This window comes from Kitasatospora sp. NPDC096204 (assembly GCF_044763205.1).
Lineage (GTDB): Bacteria > Actinomycetota > Actinomycetes > Streptomycetales > Streptomycetaceae > Kitasatospora.
The window spans coordinates 32,754-54,304 of the sequence record NZ_JBIWFT010000001.1; the positions used below are offsets into that span (position 1 = coordinate 32,754).

Sequence of the window (21,551 nt, forward strand, 5' to 3'; positions counted from 1 at the left end):
CGTCACCCCCGGATTGGATCATGACCTCCTCGCCCTTCGCCGCGCCCCGCGAACGCATCGCGATCACCGGTATCGGCTGCCGCCTGCCGGGACACGCCAACGACCACCGCTCCTACTGGCGCAACCTGATCGAGGGCCGGGACTGTCTCACCGAGACGCCCGCCGACCGCTACGACACCGGAACGCTGGGCAGTCGGGACCGGGCCAAGCCAGGACGGCTGATCGGCGGCCGGGGCGGATACATCGACGGATTCGACACCTTCGACCCGGACTTCTTCGGGATCAGCCCGCGCGAGGCCGAACACATGGACCCGCAGCAGCGCAAGCTCCTGGAGGTCAGCTGGGAGGCCCTGGAGGACGGCGGCCTGCGCCCCGGCGAGCTGGCCGGCCGGGAAGTCGGCGTCTACATGGGCGCCTTCACCCTCGACTGGAAGATCCTCCAGTTCGCCGACCTCGACTTCGCCACCATCGCGGCGCACACCGCCACCGGCACCATGATGACGATGGTGTCCAACCGGATCTCGCACTGCTTCGACTTCCGCGGGCCCAGCGTCTCGATCGACACCGCCTGCAGCTCCTCGCTGGTCGCGGTCCACCTCGCCTGCCAGAGCCTGCTCCGCGGCGAGACCGAACTCGCCCTGGCCGGCGGGGCGTTGCTGCACATGGCGCCGCAGTACACGATCGCCGAGACCAAGGGCGGCTTCCTCTCCGCGGACGGCCGCTCGCGCGCCTTCGACGCCTCCGCCGACGGCTACGTCCGGGCCGAGGGCGTCGGCGTGGTCGTGCTCAAGCGGCTCTCCGACGCGCTGCGCGACGGGGACCCGGTGCACGCCGTCATCCTCGGCACCGGCGTCAACCAGGACGGCCGCACCAACGGCATCACCGTCCCCAGCGCGGACGCCCAGGTCACCCTGATCGAGCGGGTCTGCGCCGAGGCCGGGGTGGAACCCGGCAGCCTCCAGTACGTCGAGGCGCACGGCACCTCCACCCCGGTCGGCGACCCGATCGAGGCCGCCGCCCTCGGCCGGGTGCTCGGCATCGGCCGGCGAGCAGGGGACCGCTGCTACGTCGGCTCGGTCAAGACCAACATCGGGCACACCGAGGCGGCGGCCGGCGTCGCCGGGCTGATCAAGACCGCGCTCGCGATCAAGCACCGCCGCATCCCGCCGCACCTCAACCTGGAGCGGCCCAACCCCGGCATCGACCTGGACGCGCTGCCGTTCGAGATCCCGACCGCCCCGACGGACTGGCCCGAGCACCGGGGCCCGGCCCGCGCCGGCGTCAACTCCTTCGGCTTCGGCGGCACCAACGCCCACGTCCTGCTGGAGGAGCCGCCGCGGCCCGCCCCGGCCGGACCGGCGGCGGAGCCGGCCCGCACGGTCCTGCCGCTGAGCACCAAGGACACCGCCGGACTGCCCGAACTGGCCGCCGCCCTACGGCAGGAGCTCGCCGACGGGGCGTCCCCGGCCGACCTCGGCCACACCCTGGCGCACCGCCGTCAGCACCTCCCCGAGCGGCTCGGGGTGGTCTACTCCACCCGGGAGGACCTGGACGAGGCGCTCGCCGCGTACGGGCGCGGCGAGGAGCACCCCCGGGTGGTCCAGGGCCGCGCCCGGGAGCGCGGGCAGCGCCGGCTGGCCTGGGTGTTCACCGGCATGGGCCCGCAGTGGTGGGGGATGGGCCGGGGGCTGTACGAGCACGAGCCGGTCTACCGGGAGGCCGTGCAGGCCGTCGACCGGGAGATCCGCGCGCAGGCCGACTGGTCGCTGCTGACCGAACTGGGCCGTGACGAGGCGGACTCCCGGATGGCCGAGACCTGGCTGGCCCAGCCCGCGAACTTCGCCGTCCAGGTGGGCCTTTCGGCGCTCTGGCGGAGCCACGGGCTGCGCCCCGACGCCGTGGTCGGGCACAGCACCGGCGAGGTCGCCGCGTTCCACGAGGCCGGGGTGTACGACCTGGCCGACGCCGTGCGGGTGGTGCTCGCCCGCAGCCGGCTCCAACAGCGCCTGGCCGGCACCGGCACCATGCTCGCGGTCGGCCTGCCGGAGGCCGAGGCGGAGCGCCGGATCCGCCCGTACCGCTCCGAGGTCTCGCTCGGCGCGGTCAACAGCCCCTCCGCGGTGACCCTGGCCGGGGACGCCGAGGTGTTGGGCGAACTGGCCGAGGAACTGCGGCAGCAGGGCGTCTTCGCCCGCCTGCTGGACGTCGAAGTCCCCTACCACAGCGTGCGGATGGACCCGATCCGGGACGAGCTGGTGGCCGCGCTCGCGGCCATCAAGCCGCAGGAGGCGCGGCTGCCGCTCTACCTGACCGCCCGCGAGGGGCTCGCCCGCGGGCCGGAGCTGGACGGCGAGTACTGGTGGCAGAACGTCCGCAACCCGGTCCGCTTCCGGGCCGCCGTCGAGCGGATGGCCGAGGACGGCCACCGGCTGTTCCTGGAGCTCGGCCCGCACCCGGTGCTCGGCCACGCGATCCGCGAGTGCGCGGAGCAGGCGCACACCGTGCCGTCGATCCGCCGGCAGCAGGACGAGCCCGAGCGCCTCGCCCGCAGCCTCGCCGAACTGCACACCCTCGGCGTCGAGTTGAACTGGGACGCGCTGCACCCGGCCGGCCGCCCGGTGCCGCTGCCGGCCTACCCGTGGCGGCGTGACCGCTACTGGGTGGAGCCCAAGCCGGTCGAGCAGGTCCGGCTCGGGCAGCTCGACCACCCGCTGCTCGGCCGCCGCACCGCGAGCGCCCAGCCCGGCTGGACCGGCGCGCTCGACCCCGAGCGGCTGCCCTACCTGAGCGACCACCGGATCGAGGGCCAGGTCGTCTTCCCGGCCGCCGGGTACCTGGAGATGGCCGCCCAGGCCGTCCGCACGCTGACCGGCGGCACCGAGGTGACGCTGGCCGAGGTCGAGCTGAACCGGGCCCTGTTCCTCTCCGAGAGCGAGCCCGTCCCCGTCCAGCTCGGCTACGCGCCGGAGGACGCCCGCTTCACCGTCGCCTCCACCCCGGCCGGCGGCGAGCCGAGCGTGCACGCGAGCGGCCGCGTCCGCACCGGCCAGCGCCGCTCCTACGGACCCGCGCTCGACGTGGACGCCCTGCGCGCCCGGGGGCGGCACCTCGACGGCCCGGACTGCTACCGGCGGCTGGCCGAGCGCGGCTACGACTACGGGCCCGCCTTCCAGGCCATCGCCGAGGTGTGGACGGGCCCCGGCGAGGCGCTGGCCCGGGTCAGGCCGACGCCGCAGCTCGGTGCGGACGCGGCCGACCACCACCTGCACCCGGTGCTGCTGGACGGCTGCTTCCAGACCCTGCTGGCCACCCGGCTGGAGACGCCCGAGGACGGCAGCGTCCGGCTCCCGGTCTCGATCGAGGAGGTCCGGCTCGACGAGATCGGCGACCGCCCGCTCTGGGTGCACGCCACCGTCACCCGGGACAGCGGTGAGGAGCTCGTCGGCGACCTCGCGCTGTACACCGAGGACGGCACCCCGGTCGGCAGGGTCACCGGCTTCCGGGTCGCCGACGTCGCCCAGGCCCCGGCCTCCGTCGGGCTCGCCACCATCGACGGCTGGCTCACCGAGGTCGGCTGGGTCGAAGCCGCCCGGCCGGCCGCCGACGAGGACCCCGGAGACCTGCTGCTCTTCGCCGACGAGGGCGGCCTCGGCGAGCGGCTCGCCGCACTGGCCGCCGCTCGCGGCGCCCGCTGCCACCTGGTCCGGCCCGGCGGCGAGTACCGGCACGGCGAGGGGCACTCGACCGTCCGGCCCGACTCCGCCGAGGACGTCCGGCGGCTGTTCGCCGACCTCGACCCAGGCTTCGGCACCGTCGTCCACCTCTGGAACCTCGACCAGCCCGCCCTGGCCACCGCCGGCGCCGACCGGCTCGGCCCGCTCGCGACCCTCGGCGCCTACTCCCTGATCACCCTCGCCCAGGCCCTGCCCGCCGCCCGCCCCGACGGCCGGCTGCACATCGTCACCCGGGGCACCCAGCCCGCCGCCCCCGGTGACCGGGTCGAGCCGCTCGGCGCCCCCGCCTGGGGCATCGGCCGGGTGCTGTGGCAGCAGGAGCTGGTCGCCCAGCGCGGCACCCTGATCGACCTCGACCCGGCCGTCGACGCCGCGGACCAGGCCGAGGCGCTGCTCACCGAACTCGTCGCCCGGGACGAGCAGGAGATCGCCCTGCGGGCCGGCGCCCGGCTCACCAGCCGGCTGCGGCAGGCCGAGGGCCTCACCCGCCCGCTGCCGCCCGTCCTGCGCCCCGACGGCAGCTACCTGGTCACCGGCGCCTTCGGTGCCCTCGGCCGGCTGCTCTGCCGCACGCTCGTCCGGCGCGGCGCCCGGCGGCTGATCCTGGTCGGCCGCACCGCCCTGCCCGAGCGCTCCGCGTGGGCGCACACCGACCCGGACACCCCCGCCGGCGAGCGGATCGCCTTCCTGCGCGAGCTCCAGGCGCTCGGCGCCGAACCCCTGCTCGCCCAGGTCGACGTCACCGACGAGACCGCCCTCGCGGACTGGCTCGCCGACTACCGGCAGCGCCAACTCCCGCCCATCCGAGGCGTGTTCCACCTCGCCGGGCAGGTCAGGGACACCCTGCTCGCCCAGATGGACCGTCCGGCCTTCGACGCCGGCTACGCCCCCAAGGTGATCGGCGGCCACCTGCTGCACCGGCTGCTGCGCGACGAACCGCTCGACCACTTCGTGCTGTTCGCCTCCGTCGCCTCGCTGCTCACCACCGCGGGGCAGACCAACTACGCGGCCGGCAACGCCTTCCTGGACGCCCTGGCCCACCACCGCAGGGCCGAAGGGCTGCCGGGGCTCAGCCTGGACTGGGGCCCGTGGGCCACCGGCATGATCGAGGAGCTGGGCCTGGTCGCCCACTACCGCGATGCCCGCGGCATGAGCTCCCTGCCGCCGGACGCCGGAACGGCCGTCCTGGAGCGCGTCCTCGGCCAGGACCGCGCCCAGCTGCTGGTCGCCACCGTGGTCGACTGGCCGACCTTCCTCGCTTGGTACCCGGCGCCGCCACCGCTGGTCGCCGACCTGGCGGCGAGCGCCGCCGAGCAGGCCCCGGCCGAGACCGGCGGCTTCCTCGACGCCTACCGCGCGGCCGGCCCCCAGGCCCGCCGGGAACTGGTCGCCGAACGGTTCACCGCCGCCGCCGCGGCCGTGCTGCGGATCGGCGCCGAGCGGATCGACGAGGAGACCAGACTCGGCGCGCACGGCCTGGACTCGCTGCTCGCGATGGAGCTGCGCGCCCGGGTGCACGGCGAACTGGGCGTCGCCCTGCCGGTGGTGGCCCTGCTCAGCAACGGCACCGTCGGCGACCTGGTGGACCTGCTCACCGAAGGACTGGCCGAGCGGCTCGCCGCCGACGGCGGCCCGGCCGAGGCGGAGGTGGAGCTGTACACCGACGAGTCCCGCTTCCCGCTCACCCACAACCAGCAGGCGCTCTGGTTCCTGCGGCTGCTGCACCCGGACGGCTTCGCGTACAACATCGGCGGCGCCGTCGAGGTCCGCGCCGAACTCGACCCGGAGCTGATGTTCGAGGCCTTCCGCCACCTCGTGGCCCGGCACCCCGAACTGCGCGCGGCCTTCACCGCCGAGCAGGGCCGGCCGGTCCAGCGCATCCGGGCGGAGGTCGAGGCCGACACCGGGTTGTTCGACGTCGAGGGCCGGCCGTGGGAGGAGATCCACGACCTGATCGTCCGCGAGTACCGGCGGCCGTACGACCTCGCCGAGGACCCGCTGGTGCGGCTGCGGCTGTTCCGGCGCGGTCCGGACCGCTGGGTGCTGATGAAGGCCGTCCACCACATCGTCTCGGACGCGATCTCCACCTTCACCTTCATCGAGGAACTGTTCGAGGTCTACGAGGCGCTGCGGCAGGGCCGCACCCCGGACCTGCCCCCGGTGCCCGCCCGCTACCTGGACTTCCTCAACCGCCAGAACCGCTTCCTGGCCGGCCCCGAGGCCCGACGGATGCTCGACTACTGGCGCGGCCACCTGCCGGCCGAGATGCCGGTGCTGGCACTGCCCACCGACCGGCCGCGCCCGGCCGTCCAGACCCACAACGGCGCCTCCGAGTTCTTCCGGCTGGACGCGGAACTCACCGGCCGGGTCCACGAGTTGGCCCGAGCCAACGGCGCCACCCCGTTCATGGTGCTGCTCAGTGCCTACTACCTGCTGCTGCACCGGTGGTCCGGGCGGCAGGACATCGTGGTCGGCAGCCCGGTCACCGGCCGCACCCAGGAGGAGTTCGCCTCCGTCTACGGCTACTTCGTCAACCCGCTGCCGCTGCACGTGAGCCTGGCCGGGGAGCCGACCGTGGCCGAGCTGCTGGCCCGGGTGCGGGAGAGCGTGCTCGGCGGGCTGGACAACCAGGAGTACCCGTTCCCGCTGCTGGTCGAGCAGCTGGGCCTCCAGCACGACCCGAGCCGCTCCGCGGTGTTCCAGGCGATGTTCATCCTGCTCACCCACAAGGTCGCCGTGGAGCGCTTCGGCTACCGCCTGGACTACATCGAACTCCCCGAGGAGGAAGGACAGTTCGACCTCACACTGTCCGCCTACGAGGACCGCGCGGACGGCCGCTTCCACTGCGTGTTCAAGTACAACTCCGACCTCTTCGACCCCGCCACCGTCCAGCGGCTGGCCGAGCACTACCGCAACCTGCTGGACGCCATGACCAGCGCCGGCGAGAGCGAGCCGGTCGGGCGGCTGCGGATGCTGGGCCAGGCCGAACGGCGGCGGATCCTCACTGCCTTCAGCGGCGCCGAGCGCCGGATCGAGCACGGCACCCCGGTGCCGGAGCTGATCGCCAAGGCCGCCGCCGAGCGGCCGGGGGCCGTCGCGGTGGTCGCGCCCGGCCGGGACGGCGTCCGCCGGCTGACCTACGCCGAACTGGAACGGCAGGCCCAGCGCACCGCCGTACGGCTGCGCGAACTCGGCGTCGGCGAGGGCTCGGTGGTCGCGGTCTGCCTGGACAAGTCACCCGAGCTGATCACCACCCTGCTGGGGATTTGGCGGGCCGGCGCCGCCTACCTGCCGCTCGACCCGGGGCACCCGGCCGACCGGCTCGCCCACCAGGTGGCGGACGCCGGAGCGGCGCTGGTGGTGGTCGACCAGCGGCGCCCGCTCGCGGCCGACCTGCCCGCCGAACCGGTCACCCTGGAGGCCCTGGACCGGCCCGTGCTGGGGGGCGCCGTACCGTTGCCCGCCGCCGACCCGGACCGGGCCGCCTACCTGATCCACACCTCGGGCTCCACCGGCCGCCCGAAGGGGGTCAGGGTCGACCACCGCAACCTGGCCGCCGTCACCGCCGGCTGGCGCGCCGAGTACCGGCTGGACACCGACGTGCGAGTGCACCTCCAGATGGCCGGCACCGCCTTCGACGTCTTCTCCGGTGACCTCGCCCGGGCGCTCAGCACCGGCGGCACCCTCGTCCTGGTCGACCGCGAGCTGCTCTTCGACACCGCCCGGCTGTACCGGGTGATGCGCGAGGAGGCCGTGGACGGCGGCGAGTTCGTGCCCGCCGTGGCCCGCGCGCTGCTGGCCCACTGCGAGCGCGAGGGGCTGACGCTGGACTTCCTGCGGCTGCTGATCGTCGGCTCCGACTCCTGGAAGGCCGCCGAGCACCAGCGGGTGCGCGCCCTGTGCGGTCCGCGGACCCGGCTGGTCAACTCCTACGGGCTGACCGAGGCCAGCGTCGACAGCACCTACTACGAGGGCGCGACCGACGGGCTGGAGCCCGGCCGGATGGTGCCGATCGGCCGGCCGTTCCCGAACAGCGCAGTGTACGTCCTGGACCCGTACGGCGAGCCCGTCCCGGTGGGCGTGCCCGGCGAGCTGTGGATCGGCGGCGCGGGCGTCGCGTTCGGTTACCCCAACGACCCGGAGCAGACCGCCCGGCGCTTCCGCACCCTGGACCTCGACGGAACGCCGGTACGGCTCTACCGCACCGGTGACCTCGGCCACTGGGACACCGCCGGCACCGTGCACCTGCTCGGCCGGATCGACAACCAGGTCAAGGTCCGCGGCCACCGGATCGAGCTGGGCGAGATCGAGGCCCACCTCACCGCCCGCCCGGAGCTCGCCCAGGCCTGTGTGGCGGTCCGCCAGGACGCCAGGGGCGAGGCCGCCCTCGCCGCCTACGTGGTGCCCGTCGAGGGCACCGTGCTGGACCGCCGCGAACTGCGCCGCCACCTGGCCGAGCACCTGCCCACCGTGATGATCCCCTCCTACCTCACCGAGCTGCCCGCCCTGCCGCTCACCCCGAACGGCAAGGTGGACCTCGCGTCCCTGCCCGAGCCGAAGGCCGACACCGCGGGGGCCCAGCACGAACCGCCCGTCACGCTCTACGAGACGAGGGTCGCCGAGCACTGGCAGAACCTGCTCGGACTGGACGAGGTCGGCCTCCAGCACGACTTCTTCGAACTCGGCGGCAGCTCGATCCGGCTCATCGAGCTGATCCACCACCTCCAGAGCGAGTTCAACATCAGCATCCCGGTGGGCCAGCTGTTCAAGGTCACCACCCTGCACGGAATGGCCCGCACCGTGGAGCAGATCATCACCGGCGAGCTGGCCGGCGGCGAGGCCTACCTCTGGTTCAACGCCGGGGCGCCCGAGGACCGTACGGTCTTCTGCTTCCCGCCGGCCGGCGGCCACGGGCTGGTCTACCGGCAGCTCGCCGCGCACCTGCCGGAGCACCGGATCGCCTCCTTCAACTACCTGACCGGCGACGACAAGACCGCCCGCTACGCGGACCTGGTCGAGCAGCTGCACGCCGCCGGGCCGTACGTCCTGCTCGGCTACTCGCTCGGCGGCAACCTCGCCTTCGAGGTCGCCAAGGAGCTGGAGCGACGCGGACGCACCGTGGCCTCGGTGCTGCTGCTGGACGCCTACCGGGTCACCGAGGCCTTCGACCTCGGCGAGGAGCATCTGGCCGTCTTCGAACGTGAACTCCACGAGCACCTGCACCGTCACACCGGCTCCCGGATCGTGGCCCAGGAGACCCTCGAACAGGCCAGGGACTACCTGGAGTTCAGCAGCCGGACCCCCAACACCGGAACGGTCAGGGCCCAGTTGGACGTGGTCTGCGAGCAGGAACGGCTCTCCGTGCACCTGGGCGGCGAACCGGGCTCCTGGCACGGCGCCTCCACCACGGGCACCGCGGTGTACGTCGGGCACGGCGTCCACGCCGAGATGCTCGACGGGGAGTTCGCCGCCCGCAACGCCGAACTGGCGGGCGCCATCCTGGCCGGAGGCACCGCCGATGTCCTCGGCTGACCGCGGACCGGACTGGTCCGACCGGGAGCGGGCCGACGGCGGCCCGCCCCGGGTCATCGTGATCGGGGCCGGCCTGGCCGGCCTCGCCACCGGCTGCTACGCGCAGATGAGCGGCCTGGAGACCCGGATCTTCGAGAAACACGTGCTGCCCGGCGGCTGCTGCACCGCGTGGTCCCGGCACGGCTACCTGTTCGACTACTGCATCGACTGGCTGATCGGCACCGCCGAGGGCACCGGAGCGCACCAGGTCTGGAGCGAACTCGGCGCCCTGGACGGCAAGTCGGTGACCCTCTTCGACACCTTCAACCGCGTCGTCGACGAACACGGCCGGGCCGTCACCTTCTACGGCGACCCGGACCGACTGGAGGCCCACCTGCTGGACCTCGCGCCCGGCGACGCCAAGCCGATCCGGGAGTTCTGCCGGGACCTGCGCCGCTACGCCGCGATCGATCTGCCCTGGGACCTCACCCCGCCGCCGCTGCGCACCACGGCGGAACGGCTGCGCACCCTGCGCACCGTGCTGCCCGCCTTCCGGCTGTTCTGGCGCACCGCGACCACCCCGATGAGCGGCTTCGCGGAGCGCTTCCAGGACCCGCTGCTGCGGCGGGCCTTCCCCAACATGTTCCTCCAGGAGCCCGCCGGCTTCCCGCTGCTGCCGTACCTCTACACCCTGGCGGCCGCCCACAACGGCAACGCGGGCTTCCCGCAGGGCGGTTCGCTCGGGCTGGCCCGATCGGTGGAGGAGCGCTACACCTCGCTCGGCGGGGCGATCGGCTACCGCTGCCGGGTGGAGCGCGTCCTGGTCGAGGACGGGCGCGCGATCGGGGTGGAACTCAAGGACGGCTCACGGCACTTCGCCGACCACGTGGTGGCCGCCTGCGACGGCCCGACGGTGCTCGACCGGCTGCTGGAGGGCCGCTACTCCAGCCCCGCCACCGAGAAGCTGTACGGCGAACTGCTGGACAAGCCGGGCAACCTGTACCCGTCCGTGGTCTCCGCCTTCGTCGGCATCGACGGCCCGCTGCCCGAGGGCGAGCCGCACAGCACCACCTACCTGCTGACGCCCGAGGACGGCGAGCGGCTGCCCGGCTCGCTCCAGCGCAGCCTGGTGGTGCAACTGCGCTCCTCCTACGCGGACGGCTTCGCGCCGCCGGGCAAGTCGGTGCTGCACTGCACCTACTTCAGCGACTACCGCTCCTGGAAGGACCTGCGGAGCAGCGACCGCCGGGCCTACCGGGCGCGCAAGCAGGAAGTCGCCGCGTTCGTCCGGGAGTTCCTGGAGCGGACGTACCCCGAGCTAGGCCGGCGGATCGAACTCGTGGACGTGGCATCGCCGGTGACCACCGAGCGGTTCACCGGGAACACCTACGGCAGCATCCTCGCCTGGCAGGCGTTCTCCGAGGCCGAGGACGCCGCCAACCGGCTGGTCAACCGGGACCGGATGCGGCTGCCCGGGCTGAGCGGCTTCTCCATGGCGGGCCAGTGGGCCTCGCTCGGGGGGCTGATCCGGGCGGCCACCAGCGGGCGGTTCGCCGCGCAGTACCTGTGCGAGGAGCTCGGCCGGCCGTTCCGGGCCTGGCCGAGCGACAACCGGGAACCCTGGCACCCGGGCAAGTGGGGCCGCCTGCCGCAACTCGGCCGGGCCACCGTGCCCCTGCCGGACCCGGCCGTGGCGGACGCGGGAGTGGCGGGGGCCGGAGTGGCGGAAGTGGGAGTGGCGGAGTGAGCGGGACGACGACCGGCGGCCGGCGGAGCATGGTCATCATCGGCGGAGGGCTCGGCGGCCTGTCCACCGGCTGCTACGCGCAGATGAACGGCTACCGCACCCGGATCCTGGAGATGCACGAGATCCCCGGCGGCTGCTGCACCGGCTGGGACCGCGGCGAGTTCACCTTCGACTGCTGCGTCAGCTGGCTGCTGGGCAGCGGCCCGGGCAACGAGATGCACCAGATCTGGCTCGAACTCGGCGCACTGCAGGGCAAGCGGATGCGCAACTTCGACGTCTTCAACGTGGTGCGCACCCGGGACGGCCGGGCGGTCTACTTCTACTCCGACCCGGACCGGCTGGAGGCCCACCTGCTGGACCTCGCCCCCGAGGACGCCCGGCAGATCCGGCAGTTCTGCGCCGGGCTGCGCAAGTTCCGCCTGGCCCTGGCCCGTTACCCCTTCCTCAAGCCGGTCGGGCTGATGGGCCGGTGGGAGCGGATGCGGATGCTGGCCTCCTTCCTGCCGTACTTCAACGTGATCCGGCGCTCGATCACGGTGCTGATGAGCGACTACTCGGCGCGGTTCCGGAGCCCGCTGCTGCGGGAGGCGTTCAACTTCATCCTGTACGAGAAGCACCCCAACTTCCCGGTGCTGCCCAACTACTTCCAACTCGCCTGCCACGCGGGGCAGTCGGCCGGGGTGCCGGAGGGCGGCTCGCTGGGGCTGGCCAACTCGATCGAGCAGCGCTACCGGCGGCTGGGCGGCGAGATCACGTACAACACCAAGGTGACGGAGGTCCTGATCGAGGACGACCGCGCGGTGGGGGTGCGGCTGAGCGACGGCCGGGAGGTGCGGGCGGACATCGTGGTGGCCGCCTGCGACGGCCGGACCACCATGATGGACCTGCTCAAGGGCCGCTACCTGAGCGACACCTACCGCCGGCTGTACACCCAGACCATCACCGAGCCCGGCATGGTCTTCCCCGGCTACGTGACCGTCTTCCTCGGCCTGCGCCGGCCCTTCCCGGCGGGCGACCCGTGCACCACCTACCTGCTGGAGGACGAGGTCGCCGAGCGGCTCACCGGCATCCGGCACCCGAGCATCAACGTCCAGTTCCGCAGCCGCCACTACCCGGAGTTGTCCCCGGCCGACACCACCGTGGTGTACGCCAGCTACTTCTGCGACATCGAGCCCTGGCGGGAGCTGAGCACCGGGCCGGAGCAGGAGCCCAGGGTGCGGCGCGGCGAGGAGCTGCACACCCTGCCGGTCGGCCGGGGGCGGGAGTACCAGCGGGAGAAGCGCCGGGTGCGCGACGCCATCGTCGAGTTCCTGGACGGCCACCACCCCGGGCTCCGGCAGGCGGCGGCCGTCAAGGACGTCTCCACACCGCTCACCCAGGTCCGCTACACCGGCAACTACAACGGCACGGTGCTGGGTTGGCAGCCCTTCGTGGAGAGCGGCGAGACCCTGGAGGAGGAGATCAAGCGCAACGGCCCGGGGCTGCCCGGCCTGGCGAACTTCTACCTCTCCGGGGTCTGGGCGACCACCGGCGGGCTGATCCGGGCGGCGGCGGCCGGCCGGCACGTCGTCCAGTTCATCTGCCGCGACGACGGCAGGCCCTTCACCGCCGAGGTGGACGACAGCGCCCCGCTGCCCACCCTGCTCATCGAACCGGTCGGCCCCGCCGACCGGCAGTTTGGAGTCACCTCGTGAGATTCGAGAAGTGGGTCGTCCAGGAGCACGAGGACGGCGTGCCGGACGTCGAGCGGGTGTACCGGAAGGTCGTGGAGGAGGTGGACGTCCGGCTCGCCGCGGACGAGATGCTGCTGCGCACCCGGTACGTGTCGGTCGACCCGTACCTCCAGGGCATCGCGCTGGACACGCCGATCGGCGACCACATGGGCGCGGACTCGATCATGGAGGTGCTGGAGGCCGGCCCGGCCGCGCGCTTCGCGGTCGGCGACCTGGTGCAGGGCTTCGGCGGCTGGCGCAGCCACCTGATCAGCAACGGGGAGCCCCGGCTCTGGCAGACCGGGACCTTCCCGATGGTCTTCCCGGCGTTCCGCCGGCTGGACCCGGCCGACTACGACGAGGCCCTGCCGCTGTCCACCGCGCTCGGTGTGCTGGGCGGGCCGGGGATGACGGCCTGGGGGACGGTCGAGAAGTTCCTCGATGTGCGGCCCGGGTCGACGGTGCTGGTCAGCGGGGCGTCCGGGGCGGTCGGTTCGCTGGTCGGGCAGCTGGCCAAGCACCGGGGCGCGCGGGTGATCGGCACCACGGCGACGCCGGAGAAGGTCGAGTGGCTGTGGCAGCTGGGCTTCGACGGGGTGCTGCTGTACCACGACGGTGACGCGCCGGAGCAGGTGGAGAAGGAACTGGCCGCGCTCGCGCCGGACGGCATCGACCGCTACTTCGACAGCCTCGGCGGGACGCTGACCGACGTGGTGTTCCGCATGCTCGCGGTGGAGAGCCGGGTCGCCGTCTGCTGGCAGTGGGGGAGCCAGGTCGGCGGGAACTGGGCGGGGCCCCGGCTGCTGCCGATGATCATGTTCCCGCGCACCACGATCCGCGGCATCTTCTCGCTGGAGTGGTTCACCGAGGAGAACTGGGCCGCGCTGCGGCGGGACATCGGGCCGCTGGTCCGCAGCGGACAGCTGACGTACCGGCAGACCGTGCACCGGGGGTTCGACAGCATCCCGGACGCCTACCGCGGCCTCTACCTCGACCGTTCGGTCAACCGGGGGAAGGTGCTGGTCGAGCTCTGAGCGGGGCGGAGGCGCGTTCGGGCCCTTCGGCGGATCCGCCGAAGGGCCCTGGCGCGTGGTCAGTTCAGGGTGAACCAGGTGCTGCGGGACTTCTTCCACTCGGGGTGGGTGAGGTCCTTGGCGGCGGTGGCGTCGCCGTAGAGGTCGGCGGAGCCGTCGTCGGTGATCAGCTGGGCGCGGGCGCCAGGGGCGTCCAGGTCCGGGACGTCCGCGATCGCCTCCCAGGCGCCGTAGTCGCTGGTCGGCAGGTCGATCAGCTTGGTCGGCTGCGAGCCCGGCTGCCCGTTCCAGCGGTAGAGCGCGTACGGGGCGGAGTTGTCCTCGGCGGCCCAGGAACCGGCCACGATCAGGTACTGGCCGAGGTCGTTGCGGCGGATGTCGCGGACGGACAGCCCGCCGAGGTCCAGCTCGATCGCGTCGCCGAAGGTCGCGTGCGCGGCCGAACCGTTCAGCAGGGACGGGAGGTTGGTGACCGGGACGAGCAGCGCCCGGCCGCCGGTGACGGCCGGGGTGAGCGGCGCGCGGAAGCCGACGTAGGCGGTGCCGGTGCTGCCGGGTGCGAACTCCAGGCCCTCGACGTTGAACCCGTCGATCTGCTTGGGTGCCTGGCCGTCGGCGGCGCCGGCCGCGAAGCCGTAGCGCTGGCCGTGGGCGTCGTCCCAGGCGATCAGGTCGTCACGCAGGCCGTGGTACGAACCGGCCAGGGAGAGCTGGGTGTCGGCGCCGGAGCCGGTGACGGTGGTGGCGAAGACGGTGTGCCGGTCGGGCTTGACCACGCCGTCCTTGTTGTTGCCGAGCGAGCCCGTCCAGTAGATGGTGTTGCCGACCCGGGTGGCGGCCTCGATGTCGATCTCCTTGGAGACGCCGAGGGCCGAGCTGAAGTCCCAGGTGCGGATCGGCGCACCGGAGTTGTTGCGGTCGTACAGGCGCAGGGTGTTGGACTCGTCGTCGCCGACCACGAGGTAGCCGCCGCCCGCGTCCACGGCGGCCGAGGCGTCGCTGGAGCCGGTCAGGTAGCGGCTGGTGGCGGAGAACAGGACGGCGGGGGAGGCGGCGTAGTGCAGGGTGCGGGTGGCGCTCTTGCCGCCGAGGCCGGTGACCTTGATGGTGAGGTCGGCGTAGCCGACGCCCTGGGCGGCCACCGCCAGGGTGCGGGTGCCGCCGGTGCCGCTCACCGTGACGTCACCGGTGCGGGCCACGGCGCTGCGGGTGGTGGCGGAGGCGGCGACGGTCAGCGCCGAGGCGGAGGCGCCGGACTGGGCGACCGTCACCGTCACGGTCGGGTCGCCGGTGGCGCCGACCGCGCCGGACAGGTACCCGGCCGAGAAGGTGATCGTCGGGGTGCCGTACGTGACCGCGCCGGCCGGGAGGGCGGGCAGGGCGAGCACGGGCACCGCCGCGACGGCGACGGCGAGCGGCAGCAGGCGACGGAGGGAACGCGACACGGTGGCTACCCTTCGGCAGGTGGGGGGAGTTGACGGAGGGTGCAAGCCTGGTGGCGCTCGGCGAACACCGACCCTACGGCGACCCTACGAGTGTGGGCGGGTGGGCGAACAGCAGGCCTCGCGGCGGTGGAGGGCCGGGCCTCCGTCGGTGGGACCAGGCGCGCCGGAGGGCCGGGCCTCAGCCGGTGAGGCCGGCCGCGCGCAGACGGCGGCCGACCGCGTCCCAGTCGGGGGCGACCGGCTCGGTGCGGTGGGTGCCGACGCCCAGGTCCTTGAAGCCGCTGGAGGTCGACACGCAGACCACCGGGCCCTCGGAGAGGTCCGGTGCGCCGAGGCTGCGCAGCCCGGCCAGACCGGCGGCCGAGGACAGCTCGGTCCACAGCCCGGCCCTGGCCAACTCTCGCTGGGCGTCCGCGAGTTGGGCGTCATCCAGGGTCAGTGCCCGGCCGCCGCTCGCCCGGACGGCGAGCACGCCCCGGTAGCCGCTGACCGGGGAGGCGATCGAGTACGCCGCGCTCGGCCCGACCGTCACGTGGGCGGCCGGCAGGCCCTCGGCGATGGCCCGGGCGAGCGGCCCGGAGGCCGCCGTCTCGCAGGAGTGGATGCGCGGCACCCGGTCGGTCAGGCCCAGCCGCCGCAGCTCGGTGAAGCCCTTCCAGACGCCGAACAGCAGCTCGCCGTAGCCGGTCGGGACGAACACCGCGCTCGGAACGCCGACGTCCTGGAAGATCTCGTAGGCCACCGTCTTGTAGCCCTCGGGGCCGTACGCGTGGCCGGTGTGGGTGGTGGTCAGGTTGCTGACCGGGTGCAGGCCCAGCCGCTCGACCGTCTGGCGCAGCAGCGGCCAGCGAGCCTCCCACGGCACCGGGAGCACCACCGCGCCGTACGCGTTGAGGAAGGCGTCGACGTTCGGCGGCAGGTCCGGGCCGGTGAACACCACGCAGGGCAGTCCGGCGCGGGCGGCGTAGGCGGCCGCCGAGGCGCCGTGGTTGCCGGAGGAGGCGACCGCGATGCCCGGCGCGCCGACGCCCACGGCGGCGCTGGTGGTGCAGCGGTTCAGCCGGTCCTTGTGGCTCCAGGTGGGGTTGCGGGACTCGTCCTTGACGTACACCCCGGGCTCGAGCTCCACCAGCGGGGTGGAGCCCTCGCCCAGGCCAGGGGCGAGCAGCGGCGGCAGCAGCGGGGCCCAGCGCTCCAGGCCGCGGCGCTCCAGGCCGCGGCGCGCCGGGGTGCCGTTCGTCGGGACGCTGTTCGTCGGGGCGGTGTCGAACAGGGCGGCGGGGTCGGCCTTCTCGTAGGCGTAGTCGACCTCGACGGGGTAGGAGACAGCCTCGGTACCGGTGCGCGGGCAGCCGGCGGTGAGCGGGGGCCAGAGCGGGTAGTCGAGGGCGGGGTCGCCGAGGGAACGCTGACCGGTCGCGAGGGACTCTTCTGTCGGCATGCCAGGAGACTAGCCGGGCGGCCGTGGTGCGGTCCGGCGGTTGACCGGTTCGGTGGTTGCGCGGTTCGGTGGTTCCGCGGTTCAGGCGCCCTGGCGGATCGCCGAGATGTCGAACTCCAGGACGACCTTGTCGCCGACCAGGACGCCGCCGCCCTCCAGAGCCGCGTTCCAGGTGACGCCATAGTCCTTGCGGCTGATGGTGACCGAGCCCTCCAGGCCCACCCGGAGGTTGCCGTACGGGTCGACGGCGTTGCCGGTGTACTCGAAGTCGATGGTGACCGGACGGGTGGTGTCCTTGATGGTGAGGTCGCCGGTGACCCGGTAGTCGCTGTCGGAGCGGGCCTCGACCGCGGTGGAGCGGAAGGTGATGTCGGGGAAGTTCGGCGCGTCCAGGAAGTCGTTGGTGCGCAGGTGCTGGTCGCGCTGCTCCACGCCGGTGTCGATGCTGTCGGCCTTGATCACCACCTGGACGGAGGAGCGGGACGGCTCCTTCCCGTCGAGGTGGGCGGTGCCCTCGAACCGGTGGAACGCGCCGCGGACCTTGGTCACCATGGCGTGCCGGGCGACGAAGCCGATCCGGGTGTGGGTGGGGTCGAGGACGTAGTCGCCGGTGAGCTCGGAGAGGGGGGTGGTCATGGTCGGCATGCCTCCTGGTGTGGGGCCCGGGTCTCGGCCCGGGGGTGGTCGGGGCGGTCCCCGGACCACGCTAGGGGCAGTTCCGGCGGGTCGCGCGCTGGGCTGGGCCTAAGCGGGGGACGGGGTGGGAAGGCTCGCGGGGTACGTCGGAGGGCGGAAGGGCGAGGGGGCCTGGATGGACAGCGGGATACGGGCGATCGTCGACGCGGTCGAGGAGGCGCGGCGGCAGCTGCGGGAGAACGCGTTGCCGAAGGCGCGGGACAGCAGCCGGGAGAAGGTGCCGGAGAAGGAGGAGGCGGCGCTGATGGGGGCGCTCGCGGGGCTGATGGAGGCCTTCGTCGAGCTGGCCCGGGCCGCCTCGGACCGGATGGCCCCGGGCGACAGTAGCGAGGCGTACATCAAGGTGGTCCGGCGGCTGCGGGACCAGCCCCGGTTCCTCCGGGAGGACGCGGCGGCGATCGAGAAGCGGGTGGGCGCGGCGGAGTGACCGACGGCCGGTGCCCCGGAGCGGGGCACCGGCCGCGGCGGTTCAGCGGTGGCTGAGGAACTGCACCACCTGCTGGTAGGTGGGGCGGTTCTGCCAGGTGGTCTTGGCGTCCGTCACGCCGCCCAGCGGGCGCTGGATGATCGTGTCGGCGCACCACTGGTCGCCGGCCGCGCAGTCCGCGTCGCCCGGGTAGACCTGGGCGGCGGTCTGGGCGGCGGCCTGCTTCAGGGTGTTCAGCAGGACGGTCCGGCAGGCCGCGAGGTCGCCTCCGCCGCAGAACGGGCGGGCGAGCGGGCCGGACACCCGGTCGCCGAGGACGGCGCGCAGGTCCTTGTCCAGGTAGCTCCACCAGCCGTACTGGAAGGCCGAACCCTTGTGCGGGATGGCCTCGTTGGCGCTCACCGGGCCGCCGGCGGCGCCGGTCTGGCCGCCCGAGGGGGACTCGTTGATCTGGAGGGCGCCGGTCAGTGCGCCGAACAGCTGGTCGCCGAGGCCCGGCCGCATGACGCCGTCGGCGACCAGCGGCCACCAGGCGTCCATCACCCGGATCGCGGTGGCGTCCGCGTAGCTGTGGCTGCCCGGTGAAGTCTCCTTCCGCTGGGCGCCGTTGGCGAGCCAGGCCTCCAGCTGCTGCAGGGCGGTGAGGGCGGCCTGGTCGGTGACGGGCGCGCCGCGCAGCACGCGGATCAGGTCGGGCAGCACGTCCTCGGCCCGCAGGTCGGCCAGGGCGGCGCTCTCCATGGCCTGGGTGAGCGAGACCCGGCTCGCCTTGCCGCCGTTGCCGAGCAGGGACCTGACTCGGTCGTCCAGCAGGTTGCCGCGGTGCACCGAGCCGTTGCCGAAGCCGGCCGAGGTGTAGCCGTTCGCCTGCTTGTTGTTCCAGGAGATGTAGTAGTCCTGGTTGACGGACTGCGGGTGCTCGGCCGCCGGGGTGTACCGGGCGGTGTTGGTGGCGGGGTCGAAGTCGGCCCACTCGTAAGCCGGTTGGGCCTGGATGGGGAGCCCCGGGTCCACCCCGGGAGCGCGGACCGGGTTGCTGCCGGAGTTGTAGTAGGCGATGTCCCGCGAGTCGGCGTAGAACCAGTTGAAGGTGTAGTTGATGTCCTGCGCCGCCTGCTGGAAGCCCGCGGCGTCGCGTACCGCGGCGGGGTCGTTCAGCTCCTGGAAGCCGATGATGGAGTCGGCCTCGTGCCGGTAGGTGGAGCGCAGCGAGGTGAAGGCGACGGGTGCGCCGCCGACCGTGCCGCGGGCGCTCACCAGGCCGTACCGGGAGCGGTACATCACCAGGGTGTAGGAGCCGGCCGCGGTGGAGTCGGCGGTGGTCGGGTTCCAGGCGTTCTTGCGTTCCAGCCGGTCGAAGGGCAGGCACTGGCCGTGCCAGAGGTAGGAGTTGGCGGCGGTGGTGACCGGGGAGCCGTCGGTGGTGCAGAGCGGGACGGCGTAGGTGTCGGTGATGTCCTGCCCGGCGGAGGTCGCGCTCCAGGCGTAGTCCTGGCCGCGGCCGAGCTGGACGTAGAAGCTCAGGCCGGCGAAGGCGGCGCCGCGGGCGCTGATCCCGGGGCCCTGGATCTCCTCCAGCATCAGCAGCTGTGGGGCGAAGTAGCCGGTCTGCGGGCCGAACACGGCCACCGGGTGGCCGTCGTCGGTGTGGGCGCCGGAGACCAGCAGGGCGTTGGACATGCCGTGCTTGGCGGTCAGCAGGTTCCCGGGCAGGACGCCGTTCGCCCTGCTGGTGGGCGAGTTCGCGGATCCGGTGGCGTCGTAGACCACCCGCTCGGGCACCACCGAGCCGGGGTCGGGCAGCGCCGCGCCCTGCGGCCGGTCCGGGACGGTCGCGTACGGGAAGCTCTGGCCGTCGTGCAGGGTCTGGACGGCCTCCGGGTCGTCCGCCTCGCGCAGCGACTTCCAGACCGCGTCCCCGGCGTCCTTGCCGTAGCGGGCCTCGGCGGCCGACCTGACCTGGGCGGAGGCCAGTTCGCCCCCGCCGCCGGAGCCGAACAGCGCGCCGACCACGGAGGCGAGGGCGACCAGGTCGGTCAGCTTGAAGGGTTCGATCGAGCCGGCGTTGGTGATCGGGTCGATGTGCCCGGTGAGGTCGTACTCGCCAGGGAAGGTGCGGGCGTTGTAGGACTCCTTGGCGTACTGGTTGATCCCGTCGAGGTAGGCGGTGGCGTCGGCGAGCGCCTGGGTGGCCCGGCCGCCGCGGGCGGCGATGGCGTCGATCTGCTGCTGGAGTTCCGCCTCGGTGTACGGCGCGGCCTGCCAGAAGGTCTGCTCCAGCTGGCGGTTGGCGGCGGCGCCGCCCGCGAAGCCGGACAGCTGGCCGCGGCCGACGTGGCGGAAGAGGTCCATCACCCAGAGCCGGTCCTGGGCGGCGGCGTAGCCCGCGCCGAACTCGGTGCCGTAGCGGGTGGTGCCGGTGATGTGCGGGACGCCGGTGGCCTTGTCGCGCACGATGGTGACGTCCGGGCGCGGGCTGGTGGAACTGGCCACCTGGTCGGCGGGGACGCCGAAGGAGGCGTCGTTGAAGAAGTCGCGCAGCTTGGCCTCGGTCAGGCCGGGGTAGCCGGAGGCCAGGGCGGCGTACGGGCCGAGTTGGTCGTCGGTGTGCGCGGGGCGGGTGCCGAAGGCCCGGTTGAGCAGGATGTCGGCGAGGGTGGCGTTGCCGTTCTCGCCGGGCGGCAGGATGTCGGAGCAGTGGCCGCCGCAGTAGTCGTTGGCGGCGGCCGTCGTCGCGGCGGCGGGTGCGGCGGTGGCGGTGGGGGTGGTGGTCAGGGCGGCGGTGACGAGCAGGGCCGAGGCGAGGGCGGCGGCCGGGAGTCGGAGGGAGCGGGCGTGGGGGCGTTGGCGTTGGCGTGAACGCAAGGCGGACTCCTCCGTCGAAGTCTCACGGAAGAGTCGACGGTAGGGGTGCTACTGGCCGGTTGGCTAGTGGCGTGCATGCCATTTCCGTTGCGGAGGTGCGAAGTTGAGGAGTGCGGTGGTCCGCGGGGCGTGCGACCCGGGTCGGGGCCGGGCTACCGCCGGGCAGTAGCCTGGCCGCTTCGTTGACGTGGGAAGCAGGGCGGGGCGTTGGGCGAGAGTGGGTCCGTGCGGGCACTGGCGCGGGTGGTGTGGCGGCGCAAGGAGCTGGTGCTGCTGCCCGGGATCGCCACCGCGGTGGTGGGCGGGCTGGTGTGGGGGCTGGTCAGGGCGGAGCTGTTGGCCGGCGGGAGCGTGGCGCTGGGAGCGGCGGGGGCGGTGGTGATCGCGCCGGCCGCCACTTTCGGCAGCGCCGTGACGCTCCTCGCGGCGGACGACGCGCTGCGCGGGCGGCCGGTGGGGATCGCGGCCTGCTGGACCCGGGCGGTGCGGCGGCTGCCGGCGATCGCGGGCTGGGTGCCGGTCGGGGCCCTGGGGGTCGTCGGGGCGCTGCTGCTGGTGGGGATGGGGTGGTCGTCGGCGAACTACCTGGTGCTGCCGGCGCTCGTGCTCGACGGGGCCGGGATGCGGGAGGCACGGCGGAACTCACGGGCGGCCTACCGTCGGGACCGCGGGAGGTTCGTGCGGGGGTCGAGCCGGATGACGATGCCCGTCCAGCTGGCGCTGGTGCCGTGCCTGGTGGCCTTCGGCATGGGGCTCACCGTGCGGGACCGGTGGCTCGGGGAGCTGCTGACGGCCGGGGCGGCGCTGTGCCTGGGTGTGGCCGTGACGGTGACGGCGAGTCTGTACGGGGTGTTCCGGGCCGCGTTGTACCGCGAGTCCGTCGTCGAGGCGGCGACCGAGGCGGTGCGCCCGGCGCTGCGGGTCACGGAGGTGCGGTAG

The 21,551-nt window shown here is 73.6% G+C and carries 10 protein-coding genes; 6 read left to right on the top strand and 4 right to left on the bottom strand.

Annotated elements, in window-relative coordinates; translation table 11 throughout:
- The first annotated feature begins 20 nt into the window (after positions 1 to 20).
- From ACIQ87_RS00090 to ACIQ87_RS00105, 4 genes are read left to right on the top strand one after another with little or no spacing between them, the layout of a single operon-like run.
- Positions 21 to 9,266 (top strand): amino acid adenylation domain-containing protein, encoded by a 9,246-nt coding sequence (locus ACIQ87_RS00090; RefSeq protein WP_402399123.1) that lies wholly within the window; start codon positions 21 to 23, stop codon positions 9,264 to 9,266.
- Positions 9,253 to 10,992, top strand: a complete 1,740-nt coding sequence (locus ACIQ87_RS00095) for a phytoene desaturase family protein (RefSeq protein ID WP_402399126.1) — start codon at positions 9,253 to 9,255, stop codon at positions 10,990 to 10,992. The genes ACIQ87_RS00090 and ACIQ87_RS00095 overlap by 14 nt, the downstream gene beginning before the upstream one ends.
- Before the next feature lie 29 nt (positions 10,993 to 11,021).
- Entirely contained in the window at positions 11,022 to 12,686 is a 1,665-nt protein-coding gene (locus tag ACIQ87_RS00100) for a phytoene desaturase family protein (protein WP_402399981.1), read from the top strand.
- The gene (locus tag ACIQ87_RS00105; RefSeq protein ID WP_402399129.1) at positions 12,683 to 13,738 is read left to right on the top strand and encodes an MDR family NADP-dependent oxidoreductase; all 1,056 of its coding nucleotides are present in this window, start codon (positions 12,683 to 12,685) and stop codon (positions 13,736 to 13,738) included. Before ACIQ87_RS00100 ends, ACIQ87_RS00105 begins: the two co-directional genes overlap by 4 nt.
- 59 nt (positions 13,739 to 13,797) lie before the next feature.
- Here the strand turns inward: ACIQ87_RS00105 and ACIQ87_RS00110 are convergent, their stop codons facing one another.
- The 3 genes from ACIQ87_RS00110 to ACIQ87_RS00120 form a co-directional block, all read right to left on the bottom strand.
- On the bottom strand, positions 13,798 to 15,183 hold the full coding sequence (locus ACIQ87_RS00110; protein ID WP_402399131.1) for a hypothetical protein: 1,386 nt from the start codon (positions 15,181 to 15,183) through the stop codon (positions 13,798 to 13,800).
- Between the two features lie 178 nt (positions 15,184 to 15,361).
- Positions 15,362 to 16,624, bottom strand: coding sequence for a pyridoxal-phosphate dependent enzyme (locus ACIQ87_RS00115; RefSeq protein ID WP_402399134.1), 1,263 nt, complete (start codon positions 16,622 to 16,624; stop codon positions 15,362 to 15,364).
- A gap of 81 nt (positions 16,625 to 16,705) precedes the next feature.
- Positions 16,706 to 17,260 (bottom strand): YceI family protein, encoded by a 555-nt coding sequence (locus ACIQ87_RS00120; RefSeq protein ID WP_402399136.1) that lies wholly within the window; start codon positions 17,258 to 17,260, stop codon positions 16,706 to 16,708.
- Between the two features lie 175 nt (positions 17,261 to 17,435).
- Here ACIQ87_RS00120 and ACIQ87_RS00125 point away from each other — a divergent pair, with 175 nt between their 5' ends.
- Positions 17,436 to 17,747 carry a hypothetical protein gene (locus ACIQ87_RS00125; RefSeq protein WP_402399139.1) on the top strand — a complete coding sequence of 104 codons (312 nt, stop codon included), beginning with the start codon at positions 17,436 to 17,438 and terminating at the stop codon, positions 17,745 to 17,747.
- Positions 17,748 to 17,789: 42 nt separating this feature from the next.
- Here ACIQ87_RS00125 and ACIQ87_RS00130 read toward each other — a convergent pair whose 3' ends face one another.
- Positions 17,790 to 20,612 (bottom strand): penicillin acylase family protein, encoded by a 2,823-nt coding sequence (locus ACIQ87_RS00130; protein ID WP_402399142.1) that lies wholly within the window; start codon positions 20,610 to 20,612, stop codon positions 17,790 to 17,792.
- A 225-nt stretch (positions 20,613 to 20,837) separates the two neighbouring features.
- On the opposite strand from ACIQ87_RS00130, the gene ACIQ87_RS00135 reads away from it, so the two are divergent.
- Positions 20,838 to 21,551: a hypothetical protein gene (locus tag ACIQ87_RS00135; RefSeq protein ID WP_402399145.1), complete on the top strand. Its 714-nt coding sequence runs from the start codon at positions 20,838 to 20,840 to the stop codon at positions 21,549 to 21,551.